Annotated in this window: 18 protein-coding genes; 4 read left to right on the top strand and 14 right to left on the bottom strand. The window is 42.3% G+C overall.

The genetic code is table 11. The features are described from left to right. Positions 1-2 precede the first annotated feature (2 nt). The 11 genes from EC604_RS08110 to EC604_RS08160 all read right to left on the bottom strand — a co-directional run bounded on the left by EC604_RS08110 (position 3) and on the right by EC604_RS08160 (position 10,455). Positions 3-581, bottom strand: a complete 579-nt coding sequence (locus EC604_RS08110) for an SIS domain-containing protein (protein WP_161556884.1) — start codon at positions 579-581, stop codon at positions 3-5. Between the two features lie 16 nt (positions 582-597). After that, positions 598-1,158, bottom strand: a complete 561-nt coding sequence (locus tag EC604_RS08115) for a D-glycero-alpha-D-manno-heptose-1,7-bisphosphate 7-phosphatase (protein WP_123063671.1) — start codon at positions 1,156-1,158, stop codon at positions 598-600. Positions 1,159-1,174: 16 nt separating this feature from the next. Then, positions 1,175-1,789: a histidine phosphatase family protein gene (locus tag EC604_RS08120; RefSeq protein WP_123063672.1), complete on the bottom strand. Its 615-nt coding sequence runs from the start codon at positions 1,787-1,789 to the stop codon at positions 1,175-1,177. Between the two features lie 12 nt (positions 1,790-1,801). Beyond that, positions 1,802-2,803: a hypothetical protein gene (locus tag EC604_RS08125; protein WP_123063673.1), complete on the bottom strand. Its 1,002-nt coding sequence runs from the start codon at positions 2,801-2,803 to the stop codon at positions 1,802-1,804. Beyond that, positions 2,800-3,408, bottom strand: coding sequence for a hypothetical protein (locus EC604_RS08130; RefSeq protein WP_123063674.1), 609 nt, complete (start codon positions 3,406-3,408; stop codon positions 2,800-2,802). The genes EC604_RS08125 and EC604_RS08130 overlap by 4 nt, the downstream gene beginning before the upstream one ends. Further along, positions 3,396-4,175 (bottom strand): hypothetical protein, encoded by a 780-nt coding sequence (locus tag EC604_RS08135; protein WP_123063675.1) that lies wholly within the window; start codon positions 4,173-4,175, stop codon positions 3,396-3,398. Before EC604_RS08135 ends, EC604_RS08130 begins: the two co-directional genes overlap by 13 nt. Then, positions 4,168-4,860: a PIG-L deacetylase family protein gene (locus EC604_RS08140; protein WP_123063676.1), complete on the bottom strand. Its 693-nt coding sequence runs from the start codon at positions 4,858-4,860 to the stop codon at positions 4,168-4,170. The genes EC604_RS08135 and EC604_RS08140 overlap by 8 nt, the downstream gene beginning before the upstream one ends. Next, positions 4,861-6,033: a DegT/DnrJ/EryC1/StrS family aminotransferase gene (locus tag EC604_RS08145; protein ID WP_123063677.1), complete on the bottom strand. Its 1,173-nt coding sequence runs from the start codon at positions 6,031-6,033 to the stop codon at positions 4,861-4,863. Then, positions 6,014-6,805 carry an aminoglycoside phosphotransferase family protein gene (locus EC604_RS08150; RefSeq protein WP_123063678.1) on the bottom strand — a complete coding sequence of 264 codons (792 nt, stop codon included), beginning with the start codon at positions 6,803-6,805 and terminating at the stop codon, positions 6,014-6,016. Before EC604_RS08150 ends, EC604_RS08145 begins: the two co-directional genes overlap by 20 nt. Positions 6,806-7,230: 425 nt before the next feature. After that, positions 7,231-9,771 (bottom strand): diguanylate cyclase domain-containing protein, encoded by a 2,541-nt coding sequence (locus tag EC604_RS08155; RefSeq protein WP_123063679.1) that lies wholly within the window; start codon positions 9,769-9,771, stop codon positions 7,231-7,233. An 87-nt stretch (positions 9,772-9,858) separates the two neighbouring features. Then, entirely contained in the window at positions 9,859-10,455 is a 597-nt protein-coding gene (locus EC604_RS08160; protein ID WP_123063680.1) for a biliverdin-producing heme oxygenase, read from the bottom strand. A 370-nt stretch (positions 10,456-10,825) separates the two neighbouring features. On the opposite strand from EC604_RS08160, the gene EC604_RS08165 reads away from it, so the two are divergent. The 4 genes from EC604_RS08165 (at position 10,826) to EC604_RS08180 (ending at position 13,600) form a co-directional block, all read left to right on the top strand. Next, positions 10,826-11,650: a Nif3-like dinuclear metal center hexameric protein gene (locus tag EC604_RS08165; RefSeq protein WP_240036715.1), complete on the top strand. Its 825-nt coding sequence runs from the start codon at positions 10,826-10,828 to the stop codon at positions 11,648-11,650. Between the two features lie 279 nt (positions 11,651-11,929). After that, on the top strand, positions 11,930-12,355 hold the full coding sequence (locus EC604_RS08170; RefSeq protein ID WP_123063681.1) for a DMT family transporter: 426 nt from the start codon (positions 11,930-11,932) through the stop codon (positions 12,353-12,355). Between the two features lie 33 nt (positions 12,356-12,388). Next, the gene (locus tag EC604_RS08175; protein ID WP_123063682.1) at positions 12,389-13,087 is read left to right on the top strand and encodes a Crp/Fnr family transcriptional regulator; all 699 of its coding nucleotides are present in this window, start codon (positions 12,389-12,391) and stop codon (positions 13,085-13,087) included. Positions 13,088-13,105: 18 nt separating this feature from the next. Continuing rightward, entirely contained in the window at positions 13,106-13,600 is a 495-nt protein-coding gene (locus EC604_RS08180) for a DMT family transporter (RefSeq protein ID WP_123063805.1), read from the top strand. 179 nt (positions 13,601-13,779) lie between these two features. Here the strand turns inward: EC604_RS08180 and EC604_RS08185 are convergent, their stop codons facing one another. From EC604_RS08185 to EC604_RS08195, 3 genes are all read right to left on the bottom strand, one after another. After that, positions 13,780-14,496, bottom strand: a complete 717-nt coding sequence (locus tag EC604_RS08185) for a YebC/PmpR family DNA-binding transcriptional regulator (RefSeq protein ID WP_090924069.1) — start codon at positions 14,494-14,496, stop codon at positions 13,780-13,782. A gap of 152 nt (positions 14,497-14,648) precedes the next feature. Further along, the gene (cysI, locus tag EC604_RS08190) at positions 14,649-16,370 is read right to left on the bottom strand and encodes an assimilatory sulfite reductase (NADPH) hemoprotein subunit (protein WP_123063683.1); all 1,722 of its coding nucleotides are present in this window, start codon (positions 16,368-16,370) and stop codon (positions 14,649-14,651) included. A gap of 53 nt (positions 16,371-16,423) precedes the next feature. After that, entirely contained in the window at positions 16,424-18,250 is a 1,827-nt protein-coding gene (locus EC604_RS08195; RefSeq protein WP_123063806.1) for an assimilatory sulfite reductase (NADPH) flavoprotein subunit, read from the bottom strand. Between the last annotated feature and the right edge of the window lie 17 nt (positions 18,251-18,267).

Consider the following 18,267-nt stretch of genomic DNA (forward strand, 5'->3'; position numbering starts at 1 on the left):
CCTTAACATTTATGTGGAATGTTATTGTTTATCATTCGTTTTAACATGTGAAGAAAGATCGATTGAAAATCTTCAGATAACCCATAATCACAATCACCGAATATAATTGATATATGAGAAATATGGGTTAAGGTGGATGTCATTGAAGTAACAGATACTATTTTCATGGATCGCGACTGCGCCAGATCAGCCGCTTTTATAAGATTTTTAGACTCACCGCTGACGCTTAATAACAGTAGGATATCTCCCTCTTGACCGTGACTCAATTGCTGTGAAAATACATTTTCATAGCCGTAATCATTCGCAATCGCAGTCAATCTTACAATCGAATCACACAGTGAATTTACTCTTGCGTTGGAGTTGATATTATGGATAAGCAACTCATTCGATAGATCAGCATAAAAATGATTTGCCGAAGCCGCGCTTCCGCCATTGCCTGCAATATACAACGTCTTGCCACATTTGAATGCATCAAAGATAACTTCACAAGCCTTCTCGATATCTTTCATTGGCGCTTTGTTTATCTCATCCACGAGTTCAGATAAATATAGATCACAATTGGATACCACATCGTTTTTCATCATATCGCCCCTAGTCCTAAGTGATTTTGGAGGAAATATACTTTGAAGTTTCATACAAATTTTCAAATATTATCGCTTTATTTATTGTCTTCATCTTCTCATGGCTTTTCTTGATTAGAATAGGTTGTAGCCCTGCATTCTCCGCAGCAAGCAAATCTGTGTATGAATCTCCTACCAAATAGTTTCCTTGAAGTTGTACATTGTAGATTTCTGAGGCTGTTCTGATCATTCTGATTCCCGGTTTTCTGCAATCACATTTGTCAGATACAAGATGAGGACATATAAAGGATGCGATGATTGGAGGATTTTCAAATTGATTAATGATCTTATTGTGAATCTCAATCGCTTTTTCGATCGAGATGATTTTCTTGCCAACTGCCTGTTGATTACTGATAATGATGATACCAATATTGTGATCTCTGAAGTTCGACAACGCTTTGTAAGCCGAATTATGAATTTCAATATCTGATAAAGATTTTACATAATGTTCACGGTTAACATTAATTACACCATCTCTGTCTAAAAAAATGATGTTTTCATACTCCTGATAATGAAAAGTACGTTCAATAATGATCATCTTCTCGATAATCTCTTCAGCATAAAGTGTCTCCCCATTTCGTACAATATAATTGATTATCCCGTATTTCAGTTTCGACTAGTTGGCAATTTCTCAGCCAATTATCATAACAAAAAATAGGTTCAAGATTTGTACATAAATGGCCGAGTAGTAGCTGTAGTACTCCACTATGAGCAACGACCAACACACTCTCAGAGTCATCTTTAGCAATTAAATCTTCAATAAATGATCTACATCTACTTAATACTTGTTCGGCCGTTTCACCATTGGGACCGGCTAACATACCTAGATTATTTTTTAAAGACCACTCTTTCCAGACCGTATCTAGTTCATCAAATACGGCTTGATCATTTCGCCCCTCGTTGTCGCCCACAAGTAACTCTGAGATACGATGATCTTGGATTATATTTACGTTATAATTTTGATTCATGATTTCTGCCGTTTCAATTGCCCTTGTTAGCGGACTTGAATAAATTAATGAAATGTCTTTGTCTACAATTTGCACTCTTAAATCCTCTGCCTGCTTTCGGCCTAAAGATGTCAAGCTCGGACCTGGCGGTTTAGTCGACAATCTAGAAATAACATTATCTTCTGTTTCTCCATGTCTCATGAAATAAACTTTTCTATGCATACGTTGACCACCTCAGATCGGAATTTTTGTTGATGAAGTCCCATCAAATTCAATATTGAATTTGAATTCTATAATGTTATATTTCGCTAATTCATCTCTTATTTTTTGTTGCATCCCTTCCTTGGCGCTAACCAGGATAAATCCCCCTCCCCCAGCCCCTAGTATTTTGCATCCATCTGCCCCACTCTTATAACATAAGGAAATGAGTTGGGATATTTCATCTTTTTCGTTATTTTTGGTTAATGATTTTTTTCTATGCCAGTGTTCAGCTAATAGACATCCTATCTCGTCTGGTTTGTCATTTTCCAATGCGCTCAGCATGGGCATGACTAATGACTTGATGTCGTGCATCAAATTTGTTGTTTCCAGATTGGATCTACTAATTTGATTCGATTGGTCACTCAGCACATCCCCCGCTGAACGTTTTATATTTGTGTAAAAAAGTAGTAATCTAGAATTTAAATAATTTTTGCATTGTTCCTTAACTGTTATTTTGCTTGCGGTCACAGTAAGAGATTTGTCGAATGTTAATAAGTTCATACCTCCAAGAGCTGATAAATAATGGTCCTGCTTTCCCACAGGGCGTTTTAATTTTTCAATCTCTACACGACTTGATAATTCAGCCAATTCACTTTTCGTTAAGTTTGTGTTCACTATGTTTTTACTTGCGCTGATAAATGAATTTAGAAATGCCGCTGACCCGCCTAAACCGGTATTGGGAGGAGCATCCGTTAAAATACTTGCTTTGAACTTATGTTTAAGATTGGTCTCTGATAAAGCATGAAGCACATAATCTTTCGCCTCTGTTGAGAAGTTGGGAAGAAGCTCGTTGTCACCACTAATAACATGGTTTTCATCGTAGAAATTTCTCGGTAATAGCGTAGTCACCACATACCTATCAATGGAGAAGCCGATCACTTGTCCGCCAAATCTGCTGCAATATGAAGTTATATCCGTACCGCCACCAGCCAAAGATATTCTAAAAGGGGCTTTCGTTACTACGACATTATTCATTCAATAAACTCCTTATAAAGATCGAATGGAATATGTTTTTGAAACTCCTCAATACTAGGCGATTCGATATTTATAGTCCCAAAGGTATCTAGATCCGCTTTATATTTCTCGAACGATTCCAACAATTCCCTCTCATCTAATTTTATGTTCTCCATCGCTGCACTGTTAAAAATATGTTTGGATCGCAGATCATGAAACTGATCTGCATCTTTCCAAAAATATTTTTGTTTTTCGTAATCAGTTATGACAAAATCCAGCTCGAAATCCAAGGTATTGACTACATTTTCCGAAACTTGTATAAGATCTTGAAAATTCAAATAATAGTAACCTATATTGTTATGACGATCTGTTATGACACCATAACCAACATATTCATCATAGGGTACTAGATAGGTAAGATTGTTATTTTTCCAATCTCCTTTTTTTAGATACCAGTGCGTCGCATCAAGACTAGCATTTTTTCCATTAGAAGCAACAGCACGATATACAGGAGATCCAACACTAATCCTAAATGCAATGTAATTAGTAGTTTTGGAGATCAAGGTAATCGGACACATGAACCATATTTTCCCCTTCAAGGTATGGGTCAATATCATAGATTCCATAACACTTTTCCTTGGCGAGGAGAATTTTTGAAAAGGTCTAAAAACTTGTCATGGATACAATCAAGTATGTCCTGTTCTGTTAATCCTTGTTCTCGTAAGAATGCTATCATTTCAAATAAACCATATTCTCTGAAGGAGTCCCAACCTTTATTATTCTCAAGTGAATCATCGTTTATAGCATCTGAATAACTTGTTGATATAAAATACCGACGTAGATCTATCTCTGGATCAGAATGATCCTTTAATCTGCGATAATCCAGATATACGTTCTGCCCGAATTGAAAATCATCCAGATTTCGATCATAGAAAGATTCCAACAGAATGTTTTTAGCATTGTGCAATTGAGGTTTCAATTCATGTAAATCATCATAGTAGGACGGAAATCTATGGGGAATGAATACGTTATCATGAGCAAGTATGTCTGACATAAGCTCATCTTTGCCGCGTTGACATTGTATTTCTGCCATCTCAGAATGATCTAATATATAAAAGACACTAATTTTATCATTCTCATATGGTCTTGGTTTATTAAGCAAGGATTTTAAACTTACGTGAATTCCAACTGAAACAATACTTAAGGCCTCCATTTCACATAGTTGTTCCAGTACATGATTCAATTCTTGTTCCCTGACCAGCTGATGTTCAAGATATAGCTTCCATCTTCTCTTAAGACCAGCCTTATTAAGTGCCTGAAAGTTCAAAGGTGTGAGATCCGTTGCGCTTTCACCGTCTATAGTCATCGGTCTAAAGCATAAATATTTAATCATAAGTAGCACCCCAAAAGTATTCATTTTTTAATATTCCGGGCACGTTTAGTAGGTCTGGGTAGTTAACTTGTAACATACGAATTTGTGATTTATATTTTTTCAGATATTCAATTTTTTTTTCAATCCATTCTTGCTCTAACGATACTTTCTGAAATTTGCATAGTTGTATACCTTGGCTCCTTATTTCCTTTTCAATAGCAAGCCAATTATACTTATCACGTTTGTATCTTGGCATTGAAGCATAGGGGAAATCTGCATAAAAGAAGAGTTGGAATGAGTTATTATTTTTATACATTTGTATTACTGAATCACGAGTTGCAACATGGTCTGGATGTCTACCGATGCCTAGCGGTACAAATATGGTGTTGTCTGGGTAAATATGTGGACTTAATTTCTTACCAAGTTTAGTTTTATCTTTATCCCCGGAATACGGGTAATCTAACTCATCCAAATGGATTGGAACAATACCCAGTCCATTACAAACACGAACATCCTCATGAATACGTTCTAATGCTGCCTCTCTGCCTGATGTGAAACCACAATTGAGGTCAGCCGATGACACGCATACTTCCGCACTTGGTACACCAGCACAGATGGTTAAAATAGAAACTTCTTTACTCTGAAGATATGTCCATGCAGATAAAACGGCATCATCAAAATGAGGTGAAATGACTATAACGGCCAATTAACCCACTCCCAAAGATTCAGAGAATAAATATATAAACTTAGTAATGGTTTCTTTGTCCGAAAGAAGCAATCTATGGTGCAACCAGATAGAGTTTTCCGAGATGTACTTCGCGTTAGGGGTTTCAAACAATCTTACATTGTATCCTAAGAGCTCATGATTGTTTTTATTTCTGAAAATTTCCAGTTCATTAAGTGGAGGGTATGGCAAAGATGTGGGCACACCAGCCTGGGTAAATATGTCTAGCATCTTCCTGCAACAATGTTTTCCATATCTAAAAGGATCAATGACTATGATAAAATTGTAGTAAGCCCTTCGTGTCATTCTATTATCATATATTTGTGTTGAAACACCTTCTATACGACTTAACTCTGCTCTTAAAAAGGAAGCATTTCTCTCCCTAATCTTAAGTTGTGATTCATAACGTAAAATTTGCGCATTGAGCACAGCGGCTTGAAAGTCTGACATTCGATTATTGGTACCTATAACAGAATGTTCATAAACTGAATGTTTAGAACTTCTTCCGCAATTGGAGAAATTCCATGCTTTATCAATATTCTCCTGTGAGTTTGCTATTAAGAAACCACCTTCTCCACAAGAAATTAATTTAGAATGTTGGAAGGAAAAACTTCCAAAATCACCTATTGTTCCAGCACCAGCGTTATTCCACTCACTCCCATGCGCGTGAGCACAATCCTCAATGACGTTCAAACGGTTTGACGCTGCTATTTTCATTAATTCATCCATATCACACATCGCACCAGATAAATGTACAGGAATAATGGCTTTCGTTTTCTCAGACAGTGCATGGTTAACTTCCGGTGTGGAGATACAAAATGTTTCCCGATCTATATCTACGATGACTGGATTCGCATTCGTTCGAAGCACAGCAGACACGGTAGAGAAAAATGTTAAGGCTGGGAGAATAACTTCATCCCCCGCTTTAACACCTAGAACTTTTAATGCTGTTTCTAATGTAGTAGTGCCATTCGTGACTGGAAACCCAAACGTTCCGCTGTGCAGATTCAAAAAATTTTTAGATACTTCCTTGCTATATTTGGCACGACTCCCTGCCCAGAAGCCAGAAGTTATAACTTCGGATAAATACTGCATCTCTTCATCGCCATATACGGGCCATTGAGGGAAATCAAATTCATATCGATTGGATACCATTGATAATTTCCTCTTTATTAGTAGTTAGATATTTAATATCGTCCAAATATAAATTAAGGTGGCCCTCATCAATATGGGACTGAAAATCTTCATTTCCTTTTGATGCTTCACTTCGCATGTAGTCTACCAAACTTTGCAGCCGGTTAATCAACACATCGACAAATGATTCTCTTGAAGACCCTTCTACTCCATAAGTATCCAGAAATAATTTACTCTTCCGAATTTGCTCTTCTAACGTTCCACTGGAATCAGGACTGTCTGGATTTCCGAATGGAACCCAACGATATATGCCATAAGAAATATCCCACATTTTACTCCCGGGATGCAGTGTGTCAAAATCAATGATTCCGATTGCTTTGTTATTTTGTATAGTGACATTATAAGGAGCAAAATCTCCATGACACATGACTTCAACCGGAGAAATTGAAGGTAACATCCATTGCTCCGTGTTCTTCAGATGGGATACATATTTTTCACTTACTTTGTGAAAACGGAGTAATAACTGAGCTACTGAAACAATCATATTGTCGCTTAGCAACTCATCGGGTAACGGATAGTTATATACTTCTCCTGGCATGAATGTTAATATTTCTTCGTTAGTTTCACTTATGCCCAATGGTTTTGGAACGAAATTTGCTCCCTCACTATGAAGAAATTCCAAAAAATTATGCACATTCGGAGTCCATACATTGGCTGGACGAACTACGGTCTCGTCCACTTTATGAATCTTTCCCACTCTTCCACCGACAAGCTCATCTTTATTTTCCATCATTCTCCTGATCACCTCTCTATTAATATTTGTATTTCGAATCGATTAGCATGAAAATACTACATGTATAAGAACGTTTATAAATAATTGAACCCAAGATAATACTAGGCCGTGACAGATTCTGATTCCTTACGACCACTGCAGTAGATCATAAATTTCTTGGGTATACACTTTGAGGGTAATTGTTCATCAAATGTAATATATAGATAGTATAATCCATTTAATTGGATTTTAATGGATTATATTGTCATTTTCTAGATTATATACGATCATACTTTACATAGCAAGTGACAAAAAAATTTATTAGATTCGTGATTCTGCCAACTTTTGCAGTTTGAATAAAAAAAGAGCACCCCATCGTTTCGATAGACTGCTCATTTCTTTACTTCTAGCTCCCTGACTTGTCTTGGGTCACTATCTCTGTTTCATCACACAACTCGCGTACGATTTTTGCCTTCATCCTTGGCTTGGGACAGAGCTTGAGTAGCCAGCTCGATTAAATCGCTTGCCATAGTGTGTTCATCAGGAAGCAGAACCGCCCCGCCAACGCTGACCGTAACCACACCACTCTGACCCGTGAGCTCTCGCTGGATTTGCAGAGCCAGCACATGTTGCCTGATCTCCTCAGCCAGTTCAGATAAATATGCCGACGTTGTGTCTTTTAATTTCAGCATAAATGTACCTCCGCGCTGGCGAGAAATGAGAGCGTTATGCTGTTCACTAACCACCGTTAGCACCTCGCCGATCCACTGTAGACACAGGTCGCCGCCTTGCAAGCCATACGCAGTATTGTAAGAGCGGAAATCATCAATATCAATGATCAACAGCCCCAGACTGCAGTTTTCCTGCAAGCAATCATCCCAATCCCCTTCAAGTTGCTGCTTGAACACCGTTTGAACCGGCATATCGGTTAACGGATCGGTGGTCAGGTAATTGCGCAATCGGTTTGTTGTTTCGCTATAATCATCCTGCTCCTGTTGTGATGTTCTGCTGCGAAGCAACAACATGACTGAAGGTTTGCCAGCATGAACGACGGAGGCCATTGTAATCTCAAAGAGCAAAGACATACCAGAAGCTGTTGTAAAATATAACTGATTGTTCATCAAACTTGTGATGTCGAGCTGTAATTTTTCAAAGTCTTGCCGTAATATATCCCGTGTATTATCGGGCAAAAAATCGTTGAAACTCTTCCCGATTAGACTGCCTGCATTTTCATATCCAAACAGTTCGGCAGCCATCATGTTACAGTAAATAATCCGCCCTTCGGTAAGTGTGAAAAAGGCAACGGGCGAGAAGTCCATCAATTGTAAGTAACGTTGCTCGTTTCGCTTCAGAATACGCGCATTCTGAAAGGCGTGCTCCTCGGCTTGAGCCAGCTGATTTTCCGTCTGGCGACGTACAATAGACTTTAGCAAAGGTAATATGCTCAGCTCTCTCGTTGTCCATGGATACGAGGTCGATTGCACAACTTCCCTCCATTTTTCAAACGATTTACGCGGAGACAAACGTACACCATCATCCGTCTTCAGCACGGCTTTTGCCGGATCACCAGCCCATTCTACCACCTGAACCACCTCGGGACGGAACCATAACATATAGTTATGGTGACCCGGTGAGATGGCAACATAAATAACCCCTGAGGCTACATCTTGATATCGTTTGGCTGTCTCGTATTCCAGACTCAGCTTCGACGTGTTATAGCTGTGATCCTCTGCCTGTCCAGCCAGCCATCCTGCCAGTTCACGAATTTGCCCAATTGTCGGAGTCTCACCAAATAACAGTAGCTTGTCCTGGTAACATATTGCCGCACCGGATGCATTCATTAACCGAAGAATGGTTTCCTGCTCTCCTTGCAGCTCTTCCACCACACGCGCCGGGCTTGTATTGCCGATAAAAATGTTAACGATCCTCGTAGCAGCCTCACGGGACTTAATCTCTGCCTGATAATCATCCAGCTGCTGACGCTGGAACAACTCATTGGAGAAAAAGGCTCCCAGGAAGTTACACAGAGTACGAACACGATGCGGGACGTATCTTGCAGAATAATGATGACACGTAATAAGTCCCCAGAGTTGATTATCATGGATGAGTGAAATGGTCACGGTAGCACCCACGCCCATGTTTTGCAAATATTCAATATGAAGCGGAGATACACTCCGCAAAACAGATAAACTTAAGTTCAAAGATTTTCCCGTAAGGGGCTGCAACGTAGGTACGATTTCAACAGGCGTGTAATTCACATTGACAATGGTACGTAGCCAGTTACGAAGATACAGCTCCCTTGCTTGCTTGGGAATGTCTGAGGCTGGATAGTGATGCCCTAGAAAAGGTTCGAGTTCCGGTTCGCTTGCTTCCGCAATCACTTTACCATTCCATTGCTCGTCAAATTCGTAGATCATGACTCTGTCATATCCAAGCATTTCTTTGAGCTGTTCAGCCGCAATCTGACTCGCCTCCACGCGGCTGTCCGTGCTTTTGATTCTTCCGAAGAAACGGGATATCCATTCAAAATCGTTCGATTCGATGTTTTCTTTTTCATAATAAGGCTCGAGTTCAAGAATCAACAGACCTTCGCTCTCATGCAGGACCGATGAAAAAACCTTCTCTTCCCCTGATACATCTATTATCAAATCCATATAATGCAAGTCTGACGTCACAGCTGCGCTTGAGCGGTTGTTCAGGAGCTTGTTTACATCTTCTTCAGCGATCAAGTCGCTTAAAGGCATGCCTAAAATATCCGAGTAATGGATGCCCAGATGGTCATGTGTATTTTGGCTACACTGCACGATGGTTGCTGTACCCCTGGAATCGATAGCCAGAAGTACACCATGTGGCTGGATAAAGCCGGGAATATGAATAGGCTCCTTATCGCAATTATTTAGGTCGATCGGATCCTTGGTATAAGTCCCTTGCGGGAGTAAGGTGCGGTTAAGCAGACTCATTTCTTGCCTCGACCTAGGTTCAGCCATGAACTTAAATATCCCCTCTCAGCATGTGTTGTTTCTTTAAAACAGAACTTACGTCGGGTAGCTAATGGGGTGTTTCGGGCGTAGTTCTTACGTGTTAACCCACTGATCCAGTAGCCGGAATGTCTCCGAGGCTGTATACACAACGATATCTTCATCCTCGGATGTCTGAATCGATTGCTGTAACAACTGCATGAACTCGCTCCATCTCGTGCGTCTCTGCGTGCCGTATGCGTTGAAATATTGCAGTCCACGGTCCGCTTCTATAGGCAAAAATTGTGACAAACGTTTGGTCATAATCTGGCCACCGTTGGTGGAGCCTTCAATGACATAGAGATATCCGAACAGTCTTGCAGGTGTAGAAATGTCGGGTACATCATTGTCGTTACATTGTGGAATTTGCTTGATCTGCTCCTCGTTTAAGCCAAGATCCCTTAGATCTTGCTCTAATAAACCAGCCTTGCCTCTTACATCGATATCCAGTCCTGTTTCTGCCCAAAAAGACTGCTTAATCGCTTGATCCTCCAGTGGTTTCAGGAATCCGTAGAATTTCTCCAAATACGCTCTATATTGTTCAATCGTTATGGTCGAATCCATAATTCCTTTCGCATAGGGGTTCTGTTCTACTTGTCTATGATAATGTGCCGTCTCACTCTTCAGACGTTCCATAATGCTAACTGCCGTCATGTCGTTATCCCCTTTCGTATAGTGATGTAAATCTAGGCTATGAATGGCGTAAGAATCCATTGCGAATATAGTAAATTTTACCCAATTCAAAAAAGACTCTATGTAAGTATACGTTCTCTCGTATAAGAAAACTACATGAATTCACTTGGCTTGCGCGCTGGTTTTCCACTAACGTTGTTAGGATAACTTTTGAGTTACATGATGTGCTGTCAGCACTGGTCAAGTATGAATTGAGCATTACTAGAGTACTGTAAATTCTCTCTGGAAACCATTTATTTTCAGGGCAATGAAGTATCGTATGTATAGCTGGCTTTTAACTATAAAGATGATACACTAAACACTATATCCTTATTTTGGAGGAATGAAGCTAATGGAAATTAAAGATATGACAGAACAAAAAAATTTCACGGTACAAGAGATTATACTCCACCTCACGGAGGGGATTACACTTCCAGAGAATACGGTTGATCAGTTGATCACGGGTTCACTAGATCAGTTTGTAACAGGAATCGTGGTTACTTTTATGCCTACACAACATGTCATTGAACAGGCTATTCAGGGCGGAGCTAATCTGATTATTGCCCATGAATCCCCATTTTATAATCATCACAGTGCGACCGATTGGCTTGAGAACGATTCCGTTTATGCAGATAAAAGAAACTTGATCAACCAAGCAGGCATTGCTCTTTTTCGTTGCCATGATGTTATTCACCGCTTCGAGCCAGATGGTATTACAGATGGACTCATCCAGCAGCTCGGCTGGACTACATATCTGAGCGGGCGAACGGCAGAGTCAGATATCGTTGCATTTCCAGAAGGAATGACCGTTCAGGAAGTTGCTCGACAATTAAAGGAACGGCTAAGTATTGACTATGTTCGCATTGCGGGTAATTCTGAAATCGTTTGCAGACACGTTGCCGTTCTGGTTGGATTTCGTGGAAATGGACATGTTACGATACCTCTTTTTCGGAATGAACAGGTTGACCTGATTATCGCAGGGGAAGGATTTGAATGGGAAACGCCTGAGTATATTCGTGATGCTGCGCAACAAGGTAAATCCAAAGCACTCATCATGGTTGGACATGCCGAAAGTGAGGCACCAGGAATGAAACTTTTAGCGGACAGACTGAATGAGTGTTTTCCAGAGATCAAAGTTACTTTTGTGAAGGAACAGCCTGTATTTAAGGTGTTTTAACGTTAGGCTGTGTTGGAGGACCCTATTTGCGTGATTTTGCCGCGTATCCAGCGTTTTGAACTCGTTTGGTGAAATAGTGCTTTTGCTGATCGTTAGTCCACTTCCTTACTCCTTCCTTCTTTTGCTACCTCTTTCCTTGCTTTTCTGGAATATCCTAAAGCTTTAGTGTACGCTAGATGCTATTCATTCCAGACTCAGGACATTTGTCCTTGGCTATTTGGAGGCATTTATCATTTAATAGAAGTCGAAGTCATGCATTGAAGGAGTGTACGAAGAAAGATGAGAGGAATTATTTTTGCCCTGCTGGGCGGAGCCTGTATTACGCTGCAAGGGGTTGCTAACACCAGAATCAGCACCGATATGGGGACATGGCAGGCCGCCACGATCACCCAGTTAACGGGATTTATACTCGCGGCGATCATCCTGATGTTTGTGCGAGACGCCAATCTTCAGGGGATTAAACAAGTTAAACCGATGTATCTTGCCGGAGGCGCATTTGGTGCAGTTATTATTTTCAGTGAAGTCTCTGCGATTCAGCAAATTGGCGTGACTTTTACGATCTCGGCTTTGTTGATTGCCCAATTGTTTCTAACCTTTTTGATCGACAGCAATGGATGGTTCGGCGTGCTCAAACAAAAAATGAAACTGCCGCAATTCCTAGGTATTGCTCTAATGATCGCCGGTGTCATCATTATGAAGCTGTAGTTTCAACACAATTAACGCAGAGGTGAGAACCGCATGGAAGAGATTCATGAATCGCAGCAAATCATAGACTATTTGAAACAGTATCAATTGGAGGCGGTTTTTCACGAACACCTGCGTCCTCATATGACCCTATGTCAATTCGAAAAATGTGAGCTGATCTGCCGCGAAGGCGAAGCTTCCGAATACTTATATGTCTTGGTAGAAGGAAAAATTAAAATTTTCACTACCTCTCCACAAGACAAAACACTCGTGCTCTGTTTCAAAACACCGCTTGAAGTGGTGGGAGACATCGAATATGTGCGTGAGAGTAACATCGTGAACACCGTTCAGGCGGTGTCCCCTGTTGTGATGCTACGTATTCATTACCGCTGGCTCACTGAGCTTGCCAGTGATTACGCACCATTACTGCAATTTCTACTAAAAATCATCTCACACAAGTTTTACATTGATTCGAACTTTTCGAACTTTAATCTGATGTATCCGGTGGATGTTCGTTTAGCCAGTTATCTGTTATCCATCTCGACGGATGAAGGCGGAACCGTAATGCATGAGGAACTCGACGCATTTAATCTGACCGACATTGCCAACCTGATCGGCACCAGCTATCGCCATTTGAATCGGGTGATTCAGAAGCTATGTGCTGACGGTTACATTCAACGGGATCAAGGATTAATCCGCATTAAAAATCGTGCAGGCCTTCGGCACATTGCGGGACACAACATTTATGAATAAGGAGTTAGGACACGCATGATCATTACAGGTATTTTACTTGCGCTGCTGGCCGGTTCACTGGTAAGCCTGCAAACGATATTTAACAGTAAAGTCAATGAACGCACCGGTTCATGGTCAACAACTACGATGGTGTTATTTACCGGATTTATCGCTTCTTTTGTAATCTCCCTCCTCGTTGAAGGTAAAAATACATTTAGCTTTCAGCATATGCAGTCGTGGTACTGGCTGAGTGGTGCGATTGGTGTAGGTGTCGTTTTCTGTCTCGTTCAAGGCATGAAGCTGCTCGGCCCAACTTATGCAATCTCCATCGTATTAACCTCTCAGTTAAGCTTCGCTTTACTATTTGATTCTATGGGTTGGCTTGGTCTGGAGCAAATTCCATTCTCATGGAACCAACTCCTCGGAGTCCTCGTCATTGTAGGTGGCATTATACTATTCAAGTTTGGCGGACTGAAAAAAGAAACATCCGATTCATCGGATAAGCAAGCCCACACTTTGCCGAGTAAATCTTAGACATAGCCAAAAAGAGTGTCTCCCAATCGGAATGGATTGGATAGACACTCTTTTTTAATTCGTACATTTTAGAACATACTTAAATTTTGATCATACGTAAGTAAGTTAAGTAGATTGCTCTGGGAAATCCCGATATGAATAAATCAAAAACTATCAGACTGAGTTAATCCCTTGCTCGCTTACACAAACTCCACATTGTGATACACCTGTTGAACATCTTCCAAATCTTCAAGCGCATCAATCAGCTTCTCGAATTGAACTTGGGCATCCGCAGGCAATTCAATGTGGTTTTGCGCAAGCATCGTCAGCTCGGCTACGGTGAACTCGTTCACACCCGCAGCTTTGAATGCTTCTTGTACGGCGTGGAATTGGTCTGGTTCAGCGTATACGATAACCGCTTCATCTTCATCCACGATATCACGCACATCTACATCTGCTTCCAACATGATTTCCAGCACTTCCTCAGCATTTTTACCTTCAACGCCGATGACTGCTGTAGGATCAAACATGTAAGCAACGGAACCACTCACACCCATGTTGCCCCCATTTTTGTTAAACGCAGAACGCACTTCAGGTGCTGTACGGTTTACGTTATTCGTGAGCGCATCCACGATGACCATCGCACCGTTTGGCCCGAAGCCTTCGTAACGCAACTCTTCATAGTTCTCATCGCCGCTACCTTTTGCTTTTTCCATCGCACGGTCTATGATTGCTTTAGGTACATTATACGTTTTGGCACGCTCCAGAACGACCTTCAGTGCCCGGTTCGCTTCTGGGTCCGGTTCGCCCTTCTTCGCCGCTACATAGATTTCAACGCCGAATTTCGCGTAGACCCGGCTTGTGTTTGCGTCTTTTGACGCTTTCTTTTCCTTAATATTATTCCACTTACGACCCATATCGTTTCCGCTCACTTTCAACATGTAATCTGCTTTCTACTTTGTCATTATATCGTGTTGCGCTTGGTTCAACAAGTTCATCTCACCAAACGATTCTGCATCTAAGAAACAAAAAGCACTCCGTAAGGAATGCTTTTTGAATAAGCAGCAAGTTACGCGTGGAACTGTCTTCCGTCCAACACTTCAGGGACATACCCCGCACGAATCACGAAATCTCCGAAATGCTCACCTTCGTTGCGCTCTTTTGCATATTGATTAATCATCGGTGTCAGTATCTCCAGAATCTCATTTTCACCGATGTTTTCGCGATACAATTTGTTCAGACGATGACCTGTAAAGCTACCACCGAGATAGAAATTGTACTTGCCTGGTGCCTTTCCGATAAAAGCAATCTCTGCCAGCATCGGTCTAGCACATCCATTCGGGCAACCTGTCATACGAATGACAATCTCTTCATCCCTCAAACCCGCTTCATCCAGTACAGGCTCCAGTTTGTCAATCAAGGATGGTAGATAACGCTCCGACTCAGCCATGGCAAGACCACAGGTCGGGAGTGCAACACAAGCCATAGAACTTCTGCGAAGTGCTGAATAGTGAGCTCCATCGGTCAGATTGTATTGTTGCATTAATGCTTCAATCTTTTTCTTTTTCTGGCTGCTGATGTTGCCAATAATCAGGTTTTGGTTCGCCGTCAGACGGAAATCCCCGGTGTGTATTTTGGCAATTTCACGCAAACCCGTCATGAGCGGATAGCCTTCTACATCTTTTACCCGTCCATTCTGAATGAACAACGTGTAATGCCACTTGCCATTACTGCCCTTCACCCAGCCATAACGATCTCCATTATGGTCAAAATGGTATGCACGTGCCGCTTCCAGACTCCAGCCAAGACGGCTCGTTAACTCACCAACAAACCACTCCAGACCGTGGTCATCGATTGTATATTTGAAACGCGCATGTTTACGAACCGCACGATCCCCGTAGTCACGCTGAATCATGACCGTTTTCTCTGCAACATCAATCATCTGCTCTGGTGTACAGAAACCAATGACTTTGGATACTTGAGGATATGTCTTCGGATCTCCGTGAGACATGCCCATTCCTCCACCAACAGATACGTTGAATCCTTGCAGCTTGCCGTTCTCTACAATGGCAATAAAACCAAGATCTTGTGAAAATACATCCACATCATTGGATGGCGGTACCGCGATACCAATTTTGAACTTACGCGGCAAGTACACCTTGCCGTAAATCGGTTCAACCTCTTCGTCCGAATCCTGGGAGTCAATGACTTTCTCCCCATCGAGCCACAGTTCATGATATGCGCGAGTACGCGGGTCCAGATGATTACTCACCTGACAAGCCCATTCATACACTTCAGCATGAATTTCAGACTGATTCGGATTCGGGTTGCACATCACGTTACGGTTAACATCTCCACATGCAGCGAGTGTACTTAGCAAAGAGTCGTTGACCTCTCGAATCGTATTTTTAAGATCCCATTTCAACACCCCGTGTAGCTGAAACGATTGGCGGGTTGTCAGGCGGATCGTCTGATTTGCATATTTATGGGCAACACGATCCATCATCAACCACTGCTCCGGCGTTACGATTCCCCCGGAAGCACGCACACGTAGCATGAACTGATATGCAGGCTCCAGCTTGGATTTATTGCGCTCATTACGCAGGTCACGGTCATCCTGCATGTAACTGCCATGATGTTTCATCAGACGGTTATCATCTTCGGGAATTGAGCCAGTAATGCGATCGGCCAGTGTCTCCGTGAGACTTCCACGCAAGTAATTGCTCTTGATCTTTATATCTTCCACATCGCTGTTGGTACGCTGCGGATTAAGTAAGTTATTATAAGCCATGCCGCTTTCTCCTCTCGTTTCTGCGGAATATAACCTTCCGGCTTAGCCTTGGATTAATACACATCCCGCTGATAACGTTTCTCCTGTTGCAACCGTGTCATGTAATCCGCAGCCTGCTCAGGCGACAAGCCGCCCTCCTGCTGTAGAATGGTAATCAGCGCCGCATGCACATCATGAGCCATTTTTTTCTCATCGCCGCAGATATACACGCTTGCCCCTTCCTGAAGCCATTGGTACAATTCCTTGCTATGTTCCAGCATGCGATGCTGTACATATACTTTTTGTTCCGTATCACGAGAGAAAGCAACATCCATCTTCGTCAGAACGCCATCTTTGAGCCAGCGTTGCCACTCCGTTTGGTAAAGGAAGTCTGTAGCAAAGTGCTGGTCCCCGTAGAAGAGCCATGTTTTTCCTTCTGCACCCGTTTCTTCTCTTTCGCCAAGGAAAGATCGGAATGGGGCTACCCCTGTTCCAGGTCCAACCATAATGATTGGTGTATCCGGATTTTCGGGTAATTTGAAGTTGGGATTATGCTGAATATATACTGGCAAGGTGTCACCAGCTTCGATTCGTTCAGCGAGATGCACCGAGCATACACCATAACGTTGTCTGCCACGCGCTTCATAACGCACAGTCCGAACCGTCAGATGAACCTCCTCCGGGAAAGACTTGGAGCTACTCGCAATGGAGTACAGACGTGCCGGAATTTTCCGGAGAACGGCTAGAAACTGTGCGGCTGGAATGCCCTTCAATGCATAATCCTGAACCACATCAAGCAGATCGCAGCTGTTCATAACGTTACGGAATTCGGAATCGTTGGCAAGCAATGCTGTTAATTCGTTTCCTGGACTCAACTTGGCGAGTTGTTCTGCCACCGGTTTGGTTACTGCTGTAATTTCGTAATGACGCAGCAGTGCTTCGTATACCGATACCTGATCGCCGCTTTTGTTCACTGTAACACGCTCGTCCGCGTTCCACCCCATAGCTGCAATCAATTCATCCACGAGGCGCGGATGATTCTCAGGGAACACACCCAGGCTGTCGCCCGGCTCATAGTCCAGATTGGAACCTTCCAAAGACAGCTCAATATGACGTGTCTCACGATCTGATCCTCGACCATTCAAGTTGAGATTTTCCAGCACCTCTGCCTTGAACGGGTTTGTACGATTATATTCCGATTCTCCACCGCTTACCGCGGCTGTGATTGCTTCAGTGGTTACCGCACCCGCAGTAGCTGTTGTACTGCTAAGCGAAGCAAGTACATCATTCATCCACGATGCAGCTGGCTCATCAAAATCAACATCACAGTCTACTCGTGGAACCAAAGCTGTGGCGCCCAGTTCCTGTAGTCGTTTATCAAAATCCTTACCAGTTTGACAGAAGAACTCATAAGAGGTATCGCCGAGCGCCAGCACTGAATAACGAAGTCCATCCAGCTTTGGAGCACGTTTGCTATTCAAGAACTCATGAAACGGAATCGCATTATCCGGCGGTTCGCCTTCCCCATGTGTGCTGACCACAATGAGAAGATTCTCAATTTTTTTCAATCCGTTCGGTTTGAAATCCCCCATGGATGACAAGGTCACTTGCAGTCCTTGCTCTTCCAACTTCTTTCCGAGTTTTTTCGACAGTCCGATTGAATTTCCTGTCTGGGAACCGTACAGCACTGTAACTTCGCGGGAAACGGCCGGAGCACTGACTGGAGCTGCTACCGCAGACTGCCCAATCAGATCTGTCTGTGGTGTTACCACACCTGCTTGAAACGCTGCAATATACCCACCAAGCCAGAGTCGTTGTCCGTCCGTTAATGTAGGAATAAGTCGATTGAGCAATTCTACCTGCTCTTGATTAAAAGGACTATTTGTCACTTGAAGTTCCACCATCTGCCACCTCACGC

It is taken from the genome of Paenibacillus amylolyticus, assembly GCF_003719335.1.
GTDB classification, from domain to species: Bacteria; Bacillota; Bacilli; order Paenibacillales; family Paenibacillaceae; genus Paenibacillus; species Paenibacillus amylolyticus_D.